The 15513-nt window shown below is 34.8% G+C and carries 9 protein-coding genes and 1 pseudogene; 7 read left to right on the top strand and 3 right to left on the bottom strand.

The window, feature by feature from the left end; all coding sequences use genetic code 11:
* Positions 1–313 precede the first annotated feature (313 nt).
* The 3 genes from traA to CJP74_RS00910 are packed head-to-tail and all read right to left on the bottom strand — an operon-like array spanning position 314 to position 2427.
* Positions 314–706 carry a TraA family conjugative transfer protein gene (gene traA / locus CJP74_RS00900; RefSeq protein ID WP_119496399.1) on the bottom strand — a complete coding sequence of 131 codons (393 nt, stop codon included), beginning with the start codon at positions 704–706 and terminating at the stop codon, positions 314–316.
* Positions 707–745: 39 nt separating this feature from the next.
* On the bottom strand, positions 746–1051 hold the full coding sequence (locus CJP74_RS00905) for a hypothetical protein (protein WP_119496400.1): 306 nt from the start codon (positions 1049–1051) through the stop codon (positions 746–748).
* A complete protein-coding gene (locus CJP74_RS00910; RefSeq protein ID WP_119496401.1) occupies positions 1051–2427 on the bottom strand; it encodes a TrbI/VirB10 family protein in 1377 nt (458 codons plus the stop codon). The genes CJP74_RS00905 and CJP74_RS00910 overlap by 1 nt, the downstream gene beginning before the upstream one ends.
* Before the next feature lie 2215 nt (positions 2428–4642).
* Here CJP74_RS00910 and CJP74_RS00915 point away from each other — a divergent pair.
* The 7 genes and pseudogenes from CJP74_RS00915 to CJP74_RS00940 all read left to right on the top strand — a co-directional run.
* Positions 4643–5149 carry a GNAT family N-acetyltransferase gene (locus tag CJP74_RS00915; protein WP_119496402.1) on the top strand — a complete coding sequence of 169 codons (507 nt, stop codon included), beginning with the start codon at positions 4643–4645 and terminating at the stop codon, positions 5147–5149.
* A gap of 400 nt (positions 5150–5549) precedes the next feature.
* A complete protein-coding gene (locus CJP74_RS00920) occupies positions 5550–7316 on the top strand; it encodes a DNA methyltransferase (protein ID WP_222986802.1) in 1767 nt (588 codons plus the stop codon).
* Between the two features lie 4 nt (positions 7317–7320).
* On the top strand, positions 7321–9957 hold the full coding sequence (locus tag CJP74_RS00925; RefSeq protein WP_119496403.1) for a DEAD/DEAH box helicase family protein: 2637 nt from the start codon (positions 7321–7323) through the stop codon (positions 9955–9957).
* A 361-nt stretch (positions 9958–10318) separates the two neighbouring features.
* Positions 10319–10462 (top strand): annotated as a pseudogene (locus tag CJP74_RS08270) (site-specific DNA-methyltransferase); the annotation flags it as partial.
* Between the two features lie 165 nt (positions 10463–10627).
* On the top strand, positions 10628–12085 hold the full coding sequence (locus CJP74_RS00930; RefSeq protein WP_222986803.1) for a site-specific DNA-methyltransferase: 1458 nt from the start codon (positions 10628–10630) through the stop codon (positions 12083–12085).
* A 295-nt stretch (positions 12086–12380) separates the two neighbouring features.
* A complete protein-coding gene (locus CJP74_RS00935) occupies positions 12381–14342 on the top strand; it encodes a DNA methyltransferase (protein WP_119496405.1) in 1962 nt (653 codons plus the stop codon).
* Between the two features lie 35 nt (positions 14343–14377).
* The coding region (locus CJP74_RS00940; RefSeq protein ID WP_119496406.1) for a DEAD/DEAH box helicase family protein at positions 14378–15513 on the top strand (1136 nt) is incomplete at its 3' end.

A 15513-nucleotide genomic window follows, 5' to 3' on the forward strand; every position in this document is an offset into this window, starting at 1 on the left:
ATGAGGCGATTTTGGGCAAATTGATGATTACAAGCTCCAGCATACACTATTGCTTGGGAAGTTCCCAAGGCTAATAAAAGGGCTGGAAGACTTATAATCCTCGGTGAAAACGTAAAAAGTATGTAGAGCTTATAGCTCTTCTCTTTACATTTCCACACACGTTGCCACCTAAATTCACTAAATACTTGTTAGATATTTAGCTTTAAGCCGCATGGGTATTCAATTTAAGGGTTAAACGGAATAATAAAAAATAGCAGCCTTCAGGTGTAAACTAAAGATTATAAGCTCCAGCATACACGGCTGGGGCTTAGCCTTATCTCCAGAATGAGTATTGACTCAGTTCTGCATTACCTAGGCTTGTGCCCATAATCGCGTCGATAATAGTTGGAGCATTCGCAAAGATAATTGCTGCTCCTAGACCTATTACCACCGCAGTTAAACTTTGGCGCATAATACCTGCAGCTATCCCGATAATAATTGCCAGTAAAGCAATGAATTTACCGAGCGGACCATCTGTCCAAGCTACAAGCGTACGATAAAGAGGATTAAATACATCACTTTTAGAGGCAAGTTGACCGCCACCACCCCCACTACTTCCTCCGCCTGAGGTCGAAGTAGAGGATACTGCCATCGCAGTTTCACTGGTCAGCAGCAGTAAAGTGCCTGCTACTACCGAAGGTACTAAGTATTTTTTAAGAATTTGCATAGGCTTTCTACCTTGTTGAGTTGAAAATATGGCTATTCCCTAACGTAAGTAAGGAATAAGAATTAAACGACTAGGGTAAACCTTGGCACCTATGGTATTGGGAGCAAACCAAATTTTTAGATAGGTATTGAGATCAGGACTAGCGTTTAATAACACTTGCGGAGCTCGAACCGCACGATCTTGGGTCAATTGGCTATAAGCCACTTGTTTGGGATTTTGCGATAAATAAGTTGAGGCATTAACGCAATTGCTGTCTTTTTCTTGACAGTAAAACTTATTGTGACCTATATCTAAGCTCGTGCAAGCTCCTAAGAAAAAGGGAATTAAGCAAAGAAAATAGCGCATTATTCCTCCAGAGTTTGCCAGAGTTGAGTATTTAACTGGGCTTTAGTTTGGCTCGCTTGACCTAAGGGTTGAGCCTGAACCTTACGTTCGGATACATTTAGGGCAATAGGTGAAGTAACCACTAAATCTACACCCACACCTGCTTGCACTTCAATGAGGGGAAACATTTTATTAGCGAGGGTGAGATAAAAGTTGGCAATACGATCAAGAGCTCGCGAAGTACCTTGTAAACTGCCGCCTAGTCCCATTTGCCCAACACTAGGTGGAGCATTACCATAACCTGGAATAATTACATTGGGGCTGGCAAAGGCGTCGCTTACGCCTTGTAAAAATCCTACAGCCAAGCTTTTAGCAATAACCGAACCTTGTTTACTTACCAGCCGTCCTGGCACGCCGATTTTGCCATCATCTCCAACTACATAGCCTTTTACTTCTCCTTCGACTATGTAACCTTGAGAGTTAACACAAGAAAGAGTTTGTAAGCGCATTAAAGCACGGTGGGAGCTAATATCACCATAGGCACTGAGTAAAACAAAACAGGCATCGAGATTAGATCTATAGCTGTTAGGTAAAAAGTCGAGATTATCTAGGCGCACTAACACGGGATAAGGATCTGCTTTAGCTCCGTCAGTAGTAGGAGCATCTACGCCTGTGACTATAGTGCCCGTAAAAACTGCACCTGAAGGCACGTTAATACTTGCTTGGGCTGGCTCCTCGCGTGTTAAACTGCGAATCTCGAGTTTAGGGGGAGCTACAGGCACTGGCTCGGGCGGAATATAATCAATTGTTGGCGGATCCCAGTTCTCAAGCTCATCTTCTGGGGCAAAGGGAGTTACTTCCGGAGTGGAGAACTCAGCTAGGGGATCAAAAGTTTTAACCCCACTTTCCCATTCTTGCAAATTAAACTGAATAATTCTTTCAAAGTTGGCATTACGTAAATGCGGATATTGTTGAATAAAGTCATAATAAAGAGCACATTGCTCGTTGGGCGTTAAGCCTGCCATTTGTTGCCATAATTCTTGCCATAATACCAAAGCTTGAGATGATTCATCTTCTTGCTCAGGCTGAGGCGGGGAAGATGGTGGAGCTTGAGCCAAGAGTTGACGTAGTTCTTGGATTTGTTTTTGTTGGGCCTCAATTTGTGCTTGCTGTCTTTCGAGAGTGTTGCTTAGAGAAGCGATAGTAAAATCATCAAGACGCTGGGTGTTAAGCACTTTAATTTGCGGCGTCTCCACCACCGGCGAGTTCAGGTCTTCTGGACTACTTTTATAGACAAAGAGAAATAAACTTAGTAAAAGCGTAAAAATAGCCAGAGTTAAAACCAATAGACGTTTTTGTTTGGCATTGAATTTATGCCAGATATTTTTGAGAGCCATAAGAATATTTCGATTGTGCAAACAACAATTACTTTTTAAAAAAGCACCTGAGGTTTTTAAAAAAACTCTTACCCACCCTCAGAACAAGTTTCCTTGCTTGAGGGGGATAAAAGTGACGTCCACAATTAGCAATTGCGTTTAGAAAAAAGAGTTACCTTAAAAACTTAGCTTAGAGGAAAAAAAGACCGAGACTTGTTTCCACACTACGTTAGTTGTTATAGATACGCTCGGTCTTCGAAAAAGTATATAGTTCACTTTTGCAAAGATCACCACTAATAGCATATTAAAGTTTTTAAAGATATAAGACGGTTTAAAGAACTAATAAAACTAGGGCAAAGTCGAAGAAGAATTAAAGAATAACTAAAGAACAATTAACGAAAACACAGAATATTAACGAAAACACAGAATATTAACGAAAACACAGAATATTAACGAAAACACAGAATATTAACGAAAAAATAAAGAACACTGACTTTGCCCTAAAACGGTTAAGAGCTTGCGTTGCTAAAAAAGAACTAATTTAAATCTGGTCGAGGTATTCTATTCTCCTTGCTCTAACAACCAGGGCTAAGGATGTTTCTAAGGAGCAATAGAGAACCTACCTGCTTAAGGACAATTACTTGTATATACCTCTAGCTAATAGCTAAAGCTTTGCTCTAACATGGAGTGCTTTGCCTCTTGCATATACTGCAAAAGGTATAAGCTAAGGCTTTGGGCAAAAAGCTAGAGTCTAGAGATTTGCTAAAAGAGGTAATTGGCTTTAAAAGGTCTTGATTTTACCTGCTTACTCAGAATTTGAGCCATAAAAGAGGTAAAAAGAGCTGTTCTGTGCGTTGTAAATAGATCTAGAGATGTTTTGGGCAGATTAACTGCAAACTGAACTGGAAATATATAGTAAATGTTTTTGCTGTAAAAAATAGATAGCTTTTTTTGTAATCAAGCACAAGCAAGTGTAGCATCTTGCCCCCGAGAGCTTTAACAAAAAAATCTAATGGAGAAAAATTAACGAACGGTAAGGATATACTTTCCCAAATGCAACGTAAATCAACCTCAGGAATAGGAATAGAAAGAGGTTAATCTTACTTGTTTGGTATTATCCAAGGTTATTTAATTCAAAAGGAATTAAACTCAAATTGCTAATTATGTTTGGTATGATGATCTCTGCTTTGAGTCAAAGGAGAAATCATAAATTTGATATCTTAGGATGGAGATATAAGATCTTAGGATGGAGAAAATTACATGATCGATTGAGATAAAGAATTTGCTAGACCTAAAGATACGATTACTAGATCTTAAGATGAGTTTTTTATATTAGGCTATAAAGGGCTTGCCTTTATTGTAGGTATTAGAAAGGATATTTTTTCTTGAGAAAAAAGTAGATATCTTTCTACTATCTGTCTGATAAATGTTATTGTTTTTAGCCTTTTTTTATGTTTTTCTTAAGCTATGACTACATTTTAACCAATGGTAAATTACAAAGCAAGAGATTTTGTTTCAAAAAAAATTTGTTAAGTGCCTTGGCAAACTAGCAATTTTGCATGTTTTTTTGCAGCGTTTTTTAGCTTAAAAAACAGCTTTTACCCCCGATAGATTGGGCAAGAAAGAGCAATTTTTACACAAAAAATCCGCAAAATTGAACCTGTACCTAAATATTACAAAAAATCCCCTGAAAAATAATTTTTTTAAGCAAAACTTGCCTATTTCTCGGAGGAAAATGAAGGTCAAAAAATATTAATTTTTTGCAAAAAATTATTTGACTTAAAAATCAACACTTTAGATTTTTGAATTGTTTTTCAATTTTCTTGATTTTGCCTAGAAAAAGTATTTTTTCGCTTATTTTTTTGTAATTTATTTATCTATTTAGGGTAATTTTTTGGTTAAATTTTTATTTTTTTTGGCTAAATTTTTTATTTTTTGGCCTAATTTTAGATTGGTAAAAGCAAAAATAAAATAATTAATTCTTTGATTTTATGTTGCATAAGTCTTTGAGAGTTTTGGCTCAAGTGCAAATTTAGGTACAAAAAATTAGCCCGCAAACTTTTTACAAATAAAAAATTTAGCTACCAAGTTTTTGCAAAAAAAATTAGCCACCAAGTTCTTTACAAAAAAATCCATTTTTCTCCTGCAAACCTCTTCCTCTTGCCTAGGAAGAAGAGTAAAATAAATAACATAATATATACACATTTTTTTTGCAATCTCAGCCAAGAGGCTCTATATGACTCCAGAATTTGTTTTAGCTCAACCTGAACATTTAGAAACTATTGTAGACATCTACAATCAAAGCATTCCACCCCGCAATATTACTGCTGATTTAACACCAGTAACCGTAAGCCAACGTAAAGCTTGGTTTGAGGCACATTGGCAAAATCCTCGTTACCCTCTCTGGGTAATTGTCCAAGAAGAACAAATTCTTGGTTGGTTTAGTGTTTCAGCTTTTTATGGACGCATAGCTTATCAAGCTACTGCTGAAATTAGTATCTATCTTGATCATCTAGCTCAAGGAAAAGGACTAGGAAAAAGAATTATTCGCTTTGTCCAAGAGAAAATGCCTGAGTTAGGTATTAATACTCTTTTAGCTTTTATCTTCAAAGGTAATGCTCCAAGTTTACATCTCTTTGCCAAAGAGGGCTTTGTGCATTGGGGTGAGTTACCTAATGTAGCGAATATGGAAACGCATTTAGAAAGTTTAGTTATTCTGGGCTATCAAATTCCGCAGGAATAGAAAAACAAAAGCAAAGCAAAGCCTTGCTGTTTATCACAATACATACGACAACACTATGCCTCGAACTTAATAAGTTCGAGGCATTTCAAGTAAAACAAAGTAAAAAATTATACTAAATTAAAGAGTTATCGGTAAAATATAAACTATATAACTTTCACATTTACATCTTAAGAGACTAATTAAAATAATCAAATAGTTTAACTAGGAAAATTTAAATACTTAACCAACACCTAGTTAAATAAAAAAATAACATCTTACAAAATATTGCAAATAATTTATTAGGACTATAATATGCAACAAAATCTCCTCGAAACAGTGAACAATCTCTTGTTCTCTGAAAAGGCATATATATATAGGGGCAGATAAAAAGCTGCTAAAAGCACGTATTTATCGTGATGCTGTGACGCTAAATGAAGACTTAATCGCGCTTCTTTTAAGCAATAACACAGTAAAAAACGCATTTTTCAAAATTATTAAGGGTACTTTAGTATTTGATAGTCATAAATTTACCAGATTTATTGAATCTAAAGAATTTTTACCCGATTCCTACACTACCTACACCAATAAAATTGGTCTAACCCACGATGGAAATTTTCTCTCCAAAACTAATGATGTAGTTTTAGACTTTCCTTACAAAGACTGTGTCCTCGAAGGAGGGCAGGACAAGGATGAGCAAAAACGACAAGAGAAGTTTTATCACGAGCTGATTGCAAGTGATGAAATTAATCGTATGCTCGCTCCTAAAGTCTTTACAGCTGCTAAAAGATACACTGCTCAAGGTATTGAAGAAAATATTACCTTACGCGATGATGACAACCTCATTATCAAAGGGAATAATCTCATTGCCTTAGCAAGTCTGTTAAAACGCTATGAAGGAAAGGTTAAGTGTATCTACATTGACCCACCTTATAACACAGGAAGCGACTCATTTCACTACAATGACTCGTTTAATCATTCAACCTGGTTAACATTTATTAAAAATCGCCTTGAATTAGCTAAAAAACTTCTCCAAGAAGATGGGGTTATCTTTGTATCTTGTGATGATAATGAACAAGCCTATTTAAAAGTTCTTCTTGATGAAATTTTTAGAAAAGAAAATTTTGTTGCTGATTTTATCCGTAAAACTAAATCTTCAACCAATGATGCAAAAACGGGAATAAATATTCAGCACGAAAACTGTCTTTGCTTTGCAAAAGATAAAAGTAAAATCAATTTACTTGGCGGAAGTAAAGACTTATCACGCTATAAAAATCCGGATAATGACCCTAATGGTCCTTGGACTTCAGGTGATCCAAGTGCCAAAAGTGGTTCTGAAGAACTCAATAATTACCCTATAGTCAATCCTTATACAGGAAAGGTTGATTTTCCTCCTTCTGGAAGATATTGGATCCCTACTATCAACACCTTACAAAAGCATATTGATGAAGGTAGAATTTGCTTTAAGAAAGAGCATGGAGAGAATGAAAGAGGGTTTATCTACAAAAGATACTTAAAGGATTTACAAACAGTTAAAAGAACGTTTGATACCTTATTTCTCGCTAGCAACGAATACATGAATCAAGTTGCCACCAAAGAAGCAATTGCTCTAGACTTTGTTGATGAGTTTAAATATCCAAAGCCAGAAGCTTTCATCAAAATCATTCTTGAACATAGTACCGAAGAAGGTGATCTCGTACTAGATTTTTTCTTAGGCTCTGGTACGACTCCTGCTGTGGCTCATAAAATGGGGCGTCGATACATAGGTGTCGAACAAATGGATTACATCAGTGAAGTAACAATTCCTCGCCTACAAAAGGTAATAGAAGGAGAGCAAGGTGGTATCTCTAAAGATCTCAACTGGCAAGGGGGTGGTTCATTTGTTTACTGTGAACTTCTCGAAGATGCTAATGCATTAATTAAGCAAATAGATCAAGCTGATGAATCTAACATCACCGAGATCAAACAACTAATTTACTCTGACTCAAGAATTGTTCCTTACCTAACACAAGAAGAATTAAATTCTGCTGATTCTGAGTTTGCTGAACTGACTTTAGCAGACAAGAAACAAGCTCTAATTAGATTAATTAACAAAAATAAATTGTACGTCAACTATGAAGATATTGCTGATTCTACCTTTGCTGTAAATGACAGTGACAAACAATTTAGTAAATCATTCTATGAGGAGTAGTAGGATGACCAAGAAATTTCTATATGAAGAGCTGGAGAGCATACTTAAATATGACAACACAATCGAACTCCCTGAAATAATCCAAACAGGTTTAGCACCAAGAATTGCTCTACGTGAATACCAAGAACAAGCTTTTAAAAGCTTTGTAACCTACTTTGAAAACGAGCAACTAAGAAAGGAAAAGCAGGTTCATACTTTATTCCACATGGCAACTGGTAGTGGAAAAACTGTGATTATGGCAGGACTTATTCTTTATCTCTATACCAAGGGATATCGTAAGTTTCTCTTTTTTGTTAACCAAACTAACGTTCTTGAAAAAACAATTGAGAACTTTATTAACACTACTTCGAGCAAGTATCTTTTTAATGAAGTAATTGAATCTCTAGGCAAGAGAATCAAAATAAAAAAAGTTACTAACTTTAGTGGGAATAATCTCGATGATGACATTGAGATTATCTTTACTACTACCCAAAAACTTCACCTGGATTTAGCTCTTGCCAAAGAAAACTCAATTACTTACGAAGATTTCAAGGATCATCAAGTTGTATTTATTTCAGATGAAAGTCACCATATAAACTCAAGCACGAAAAAGCCAACAAAAGATGAACTCCAAGCTACAAAAAGCTGGGAAACTTCTGTAATGACGGCTTTAAGACAAAATAAAGACAGTATGATGCTTGAGTTTACGGCTACTTGTGACTTAAAAGACTCTAATGTGCTTGAAAAGTATCGTGACAAGATCGTCTTCAACTATCCGTTAATTGCTTTTAGAACAAGTGGTTACACTAAAGACTTTAAGAACCTTGCTAGTGACACAGATTTGTGGACACGAGCTTTAATTGCTTTAATCATTAGTGAATATCGCAAGTTTCTCTTTGCTGATCTTAAGATCAATATCAAACCGGTATTAATGCTTAAATCACAAAAAATTGCTGAGTCAGAAGCCTTCTATGAAGAATTTTTCACGCAAATGAAAAAGTTAACTGCCTCACAAATTAAAAGCCTTGAAACTTCAGATATTGAGGTGTTAAACCAAGCCTTGCAGTATTTCCAACAGCAAGATCCGAGTTATGAGTTTTTAGGGCAATCTCTGCGTGATTCTTTTACCCAAGAAACTTCGATTATTATGAATGGAACTTCGGATAATAATCGCGAAAAGCAACTTTTGGTTAACTCACTCGAAGACCAAAATAACCATATTCGCCTCATCTTTGCCGTAGACATGCTCAACGAGGGTTGGGATGTACTTAATCTCTTCGATATAGTGCGTCTCTATGATACACGTCAAGCAAGTGGTAAAGCAGGTAAAATCGGAGCTTATACCATTCGAGAAGCTCAGCTAATTGGGCGTGGAGCAAGATATTGTCCGTTTGTTGATGATGATCCTGAATTAAAGTTCAAGCGTAAATACGATAGTGATCTTACTAACCCAAAACGCATTCTTGAGACTATGTATTTTCATAGTAAAAACGACTCGAGATATATTACCGAGTTAAAACAAGCTCTTATCGAGACAGGCTTACAGGCTCAAGAACTTATTAAGCTAGAATACAAGCTTAAAGAAGATTTCAAAAATAGTGATTTTTTCAAAGACGGTTTTGTGTTTGCTAATAAGCGGGTTATAAAAAGTAGAGCTCAAGTTACAGGTGTTGAAGAGAGAGTAAAAGGAAAAAGCTACCAGTTCAAAACTAAGTCTGGCAAAGGATATGAAAGTAGTTTTTTCGATGAGAATAGTGATGTATATCAAGTTAGCAATCTAGACCTCATTACCAACACTAAAGTTCTCAAATTTAAAGATATAGATTTAAATATTCTCTTAGGGGCAAGTGAGTTTTTTAATGAGTTAAGGTTCGATATTCTGCAAGAAAAATATCCGCACCTAACTAGCAAAAAAGAATTTCTCACTGCAGAGAACTATTTAGGTAATTGTCGGATTGAAATTACTTACTTCAACCAAAGTTTACGAGGTAAGGATATCTTTATTGCCGTAAAACAGGTGTTAAATGAAATTTCATCCCATATTCTATCTCTCAAACCGCAATACGAAGGTACACATGAGTTTGAAGCTAAGAGAATCAAAGATGTGTTAAAAGACAAAACCATTCAAGTTGAAAAAATTGACTCTAATGGTGGTAAAGGTGATTCTCAAAATGAGTGTGTTAATGAGAATCTTCGCCTCAATTTAGAAAAAGAAAACTGGTATGTCTTTAATGACAACTATGGTACAAGTGAAGAAAAAAGTTTTATCAAGTACTTCAAAAATGAAATTAAACCTGAACTAGATAAACTTAATCTCACTTACTATCTCATAAGAAATGAACGCGTGAGTGAATTAGCTATTTACTCCTTTGAGCATGGGGAAAGATTTGAGCCAGACTACTTACTCTTTGTAAGGAAAAAAGAGTTGGATAATTCTTATTTAACTTACCAAGGCTATATTGAACCTAAAGGAGCTCACTTGATTGAGCAAGATTTGTGGAAAGAAGATTTTATTTTAGAGTTATCCGAAGAACCAAGAACTCAAGGCTTTTTATACGGTAACTATAGAATCTTTGGTTTACCATTCTTTAATCGAGAGAAAAATGACTCTAAATTTGATTTAGAATTGCGCAATTTCCTTGATCAATTGCAACTAGCCTAAGTAAATAAATTATCTTGAAATATCCTTTTTCCTCTAGTTTTTTATCACAATACATATGACAATTCTATGCCTCGAACTTAATAAGTTCGAGGCATTTTAAGTAAAACAAAGTAAAAAATTATACTTAATTAAAGAGTTATCGGTAAAATATAAACTATAAAATTTTTATACTCACACCTTACAAACTATTGCAAAGAATTTATCAGGACTATACTATGCAACAAAACCTCTTCGAAACAGTGAACAATCTCTTGTTCTCTGAAAAGGCATATATATATATATAGGGGCAGATAAAAGGGCAGATAACAGGCTGCTAAAAGCACATGTTTATCGTGATGCTGTAACGCTAAAAGAAGAGTTAATTGAGCTTCTTTTAAGCAATGACACAGTAAAAAACGCATTTTTCAAAAATATTAAGGGTACTTTAGTATTTGATAGTCATAAATTTACCAGATTTATTGATTCTAAAGAATTTTTACCCGATTCCTACACTACCTACACCAATAAAATTGGTCTAACCCACGATGGAAATTTCCTCTCCAAAACTAATGATGTAGTTTTAGACTTTCCTTACAAAGACTGTGTCCTCGAAGGAGGGCAGGACAAGGATGAGCAAAAACGACAAGAAAAGTTTTATCACGAGCTCATTGCAAGTGATGAAATTAATCGTATGCTTGCCCCTAAAGTCTTTACAGCTGCTAAAAGATATACTGCTCAAGGTATCGAAGAAAATATTACCTTACGCGATGATGACAACCTCATTATCAAAGGGAATAATCTCATTGCCTTAGCAAGTCTGTTAAAACGCTATGAAGGAAAGGTTAAGTGTATCTACATCGACCCACCTTATAACACAGGTAACGATTCTTTCCTATACAACGATTCCTTTAATCATTCTACTTGGCTAACTTTTATGAAAAACCGTCTAGAGTTAGCGAGAAAATTATTAAGTGATGACGGGGTAATCTTTGTTCAGTGTGATGATAATGAACAAGCCTATTTAAAAGTTTTAATGGATGAAGTGTTCTCTCAACATAAATTTATCTGCAATTTTATGTGGATGAAAACATCAACTCCTCCATCTTTATCCAAACAAGTAAGAAAAAAATTAGAATATATCCTTTGCTACGGAAAAGAGATTATTCCTGAATTTAACGGTGGAGAAATGGAAGGTGGAGATTGTCCACTAATTAATAGTTCTAATAGTTTAAGAACCCTAATTTTTAAACCAGGCAGCGTTAAATTCCATAAGGGAAATCAAATTATAAACCCAATCAAAGAAGATGAGCTTGAGTTAAAAGAACAAGTAAATGTAGAAAATGGATTTAATACCACTGACATTATCCTAACAGCTCGATTTAAATGGACTCAAGAAACAATAGAAAAGGAAATTAGTTTAGGTACAGAATTTATCGTAAAAAATAATATCTTTTCTATACGATATGCACGAAAAGGTACAAGAATAAAAAGACCTTCAAACATAATATCAAAAGTTGAGTGTGGCGTAGGAACCAATGAAGAGGCTACCAAAGAAATCCAAGCACTGTTTGGGGATAGAGTATTTACATACTCTAAACCAGAGAGTCTTTTAAAATACTTACTTCGCTTTAATACTACAAACAATGACATTGTATTAGACTTCTTTACAGGTAGTGGTACTACTTGTGCTGTAGCTCATAAAATGGGACTTCAGTACATAGGTGTCGAACAAATGGACTACATCACAGATGTTACTGTTCCACGACTACAAAAAGTAATAGAAGGAGAACAAGGCGGTGTTTCTAAAGATCTCAACTGGCAAGGGGGGGGTTCCTTTGTTTACTGTGAACTTCTCGAAGATGCTAATGCTTTAATTAAGCAAATCGAACAAGCTGATGAATCTAACATCAAGGAGATCAAGCAACTAATCTACACCGATTCGAGAATTATTCCTTACTTAACGCAAGAAGAATTAAATTCTGCTGATTCTGAGTTTGCTGAACTTACTTTAGCAGACAAGAAACAAGCTCTAATTAGATTAATTAACAAAAATAAATTGTACGTCAACTACGCAGATATTGCAGATTCTGCCTTTGCTGTAAGTGACAGTGACAAACAATTTAGTAAATCTTTCTATGAGGAGCAGTAGGATTACAAGTCAATTTTTATATGAAGAACTTGAGATATATAAGATAAATCTCACTTACTACCTAATAAGAAATTAACGCGTAAGTGAGGCTAGAAGATTTGCTCAAGCGTAAAAAATTGACTTAAACAGTTATAGCAAATTGCGTGGAGCTAAAAGGAAAACTTTACTCAAGTAAAAGCTAAAAATCATTATAGGTAACAAAGTATTAGAAGGCTATAAGACTTTGCTACCCCTTTTAGCTAGCTTAAAGTTTTTCCTCTTAGTTAGGTGATAATTTTTAGATTCGGACTACTTAATGCAAGAAAATATTTTTGAAATAGTTAGCAACCTCTTAGTAAGTAAAAAGAAATATCAAGTTGCAGAACCAATTCAACAAGGTGAAATAAATAGAAGGTTCCTAAAAGCAAAAGTTTACCATGATGTTATGTCCCTTGACGGCGAGTTTTTAGAGCTTCTTTTGAGCAATCAAAGAGTAAAAGAAGAGTTTTTTAAAGACGTGAACGGCACATTAGTTTTTGATAAGCATAAATTCACTCGCTTTCTTGAAGCAAAAGAGTTTTTACCAGACTCTTATACCTCTTATTCCAATAAAATCGGTCTTACCTCAGCAGGTGACTTTATCTCCAAAAGCAATGATGTAGTTTTAGACTTTCCTTACAAAGACTGTGTCCTCGAAGGAGGGCAGGACAAGGATGAGCAAAAACGACAAGAGAAGTTTTATCACGAGCTCATTGCAAGTGATGAAATTAATCGTATGCTTGCCCCTAAAGTCTTTACAGCAGCTAAAAGATATACTGCTCAAGGTATCGAAGAAAATATTACCTTACGCGATGATGACAACCTCATTATCAAAGGGAATAATCTCATTGCCTTAGCAAGTCTGTTAAAACGCTATGAAGGAAAGGTTAAGTGTATCTACATTGACCCACCTTATAACACAGGTAACGATTCTTTTAACTATAACGACTCATTTAACCACTCAACTTGGCTAACTTTTATGAAAAACCGTCTAGAGTTAGCGAGAAAATTATTAAGTGATGACGGGGTAATATTTATTCAATGCGATGATAATGAATTAGCTTATTTAAAAATTCTATGTGATGAAATATTTGGTGCGAAGGATTTCATTCAGTACGTAGAAATTAAAGCAAATGTAGGTGCTGCTAATGAATACCAAAATCCATTCATGCCAAAGAATTGTGAATATGGACTTTATTACGCAAAAGAATATTCTAAAAGAAAATACAAAAGAATCTTTGTTTCAAGAGATTATGATACAGGATATAACAAGATCATCTTAAATCCAGAAGAAGAGAATCCTCATAAATGGATTATTGGATCTGTAAAAGAAGAAATTAAGAAGGTATTTAATTTACCATTTAGTAAGATTTCTCAAAAAGATATAAATAACTTTGCTATAGAGAACTCTCACAGAATGTTTCAAACAATTTCAGTTAAAAATCCTGGTACTAGTTTAAAAACATGCTTAGATAAATCAAAAGAGACTAATTTTGAAGTATATAAAAGACCTGAAAATGAAGACATTATTTGTATGAATGGAAGAATGGTACGCTTTTATTCTAAGAATATACGTGACATTAATGGAAATAAATTTATTGCTAAGGAATTAGGATCTTTATGGGACGACATACTTTGGAATGGAATATCTGGAGAAGGTAAGGTCGATTTTAAAAATGGTAAAAAGCCTGAGAGATTAATTTCAAGAATTATTGAAATGAGTTCTGATGAAGGTGAGATAGTTCTAGATTTCTTTGCTGGTTCGGGAACTACTGCAGCTGTTGCTCATAAAATGGGACGTCGCTATATCAGCATTGAACAAATGGATTATATTCATGATATTACTGTTCCACGTCTCCAAAAAGTTATTGAAGGCGAGCAAGGCGGTGTTTCTAAAGATCTCAACTGGCAAGGTGGCGGTTCCTTTGTTTACTGTGAACTTCTCGAAGATGCTAATGCTTTAATTAAGCAAATAGATCAAGCTGATGAATCTAACATCAATGAGATTAAGCAACTAATCTATACTGATTCGAGAATTATTCCTTACTTAACGCAAGAAGAATTAAATTCTGCTGATTCTGAGTTTGCTGAACTTACTTTAGCAGACAAGAAACAAGCTCTAATTAGATTAATTAACAAAAATAAATTGTACGTCAACTACGAAGATATTGCAGATTCTGACTTTGCTGTAAGTGACAGTGATAAACAATTTAATAAATCTTTCTATGAGGAACAGTAGGATGACAAAGAAATCTTTCTATGAGGAACAATAGGATGAGCAAGAAATTTTTATATGAAGAACTTGAGACCATACTTAAGTATGACAACACAATCGAAGTCCCTGAAATAATCCAAACTGGTTTAGCACCAAGAATTGCTCTGCGTGAATACCAAGAACAAGCTTTTAAAAGCTTTGTAACCTACTATGAAAACGAGCAACTAAGAAAGGAAAAGCAGGTTCATACTTTATTCCACATGGCAACAGGTAGTGGAAAAACGGTGATTATGGCTGGACTTATTCTTTATCTCTATACCAAGGGATATCGTAAGTTTCTCTTTTTTGTTAATCAAACTAACGTTCTTGAAAAAACAATCGAGAACTTTATTAACACTACTTCGAGCAAGTATCTTTTTAATGAGGTAATCGAATCACTAGGCAAGAGAATCAAAATAAAAAAAGTAACTAACTTTAGTGGGAATAATCTCGATGATGACATTGAGATTATCTTTACTACTACCCAAAAACTACACTTGGATTTAGCTCTTGCCAAAGAAAACTCAATTACTTACGAAGATTTCAAGGATCATCAAGTTGTATTTATTTCTGATGAAAGTCACCATATAAACTCAAGCACTAAAAAGCCAACAAAAGATGAACTCCAAGCTACAAAAAGCTGGGAAACTTCAGTAATGACGGCTTTAAGCCAAAATAAAGACAGTATGATGCTTGAGTTTACGGCCACTTGTGACTTAAAAGACTCTAATGTGCTAGAAAAGTATCGTGATAAGATCGTCTTCAACTATCCATTAATTGCTTTTAGAACAAGTGGTTACACTAAAGACTTTAAGAACCTTGCTAGTGATACTGACTTATGGACGCGAGCTTTAATTGCTTTAATTATTAGTGAATATCGCAAGTTTCTCTTTGCTGATCTTAAGATCAATATCAAACCAGTATTAATGCTTAAATCACAAAAAATTGCAGAGTCAGAAGCCTTCTATGAGGAATTTTTCACGCAAATGAAAAAGTTAACTGCCTCGCAAATAAAAAGCTTAGAAACTTCAGATATTGAAGTGTTAAACCAAGCACTGCAGTACTTCCAACAGCAAGATCCAAGTTACGAGTTCTTAGGGCAAGCTCTGCGTGATTCTTTTACCCAAGAAACTTCGATTATTATGAATGGAACTTC

It is taken from the genome of Psittacicella melopsittaci (genome assembly GCF_003585925.1).
Taxonomy (GTDB): Bacteria; Pseudomonadota; Gammaproteobacteria; order Enterobacterales; family Psittacicellaceae; genus Psittacicella; species Psittacicella melopsittaci.

Bases quoted from the DNA above. Each gene is read 5' to 3' on its own strand.
- CJP74_RS00915 (WP_119496402.1), top strand. From the start codon at position 4,643: ATGACTCCAGAATTTGTTTTAGCTCAACCTGAACATTTAGAAACTATT.
- CJP74_RS00935 (WP_119496405.1), top strand. From the start codon at position 12,381: ATGCAAGAAAATATTTTTGAAATAGTTAGCAACCTCTTAGTAAGTAAA.
- traA (WP_119496399.1), bottom strand. From the start codon at position 706: ATGCAAATTCTTAAAAAATACTTAGTACCTTCGGTAGTAGCAGGCACT.
- CJP74_RS00930 (WP_222986803.1), top strand. From the start codon at position 10,628: ATGCTTGCCCCTAAAGTCTTTACAGCTGCTAAAAGATATACTGCTCAA.
- CJP74_RS00905 (WP_119496400.1), bottom strand. From the start codon at position 1,051: ATGCGCTATTTTCTTTGCTTAATTCCCTTTTTCTTAGGAGCTTGCACG.
- CJP74_RS00910 (WP_119496401.1), bottom strand. From the start codon at position 2,427: ATGGCTCTCAAAAATATCTGGCATAAATTCAATGCCAAACAAAAACGT.
- CJP74_RS00925 (WP_119496403.1), top strand. From the start codon at position 7,321: ATGACCAAGAAATTTCTATATGAAGAGCTGGAGAGCATACTTAAATAT.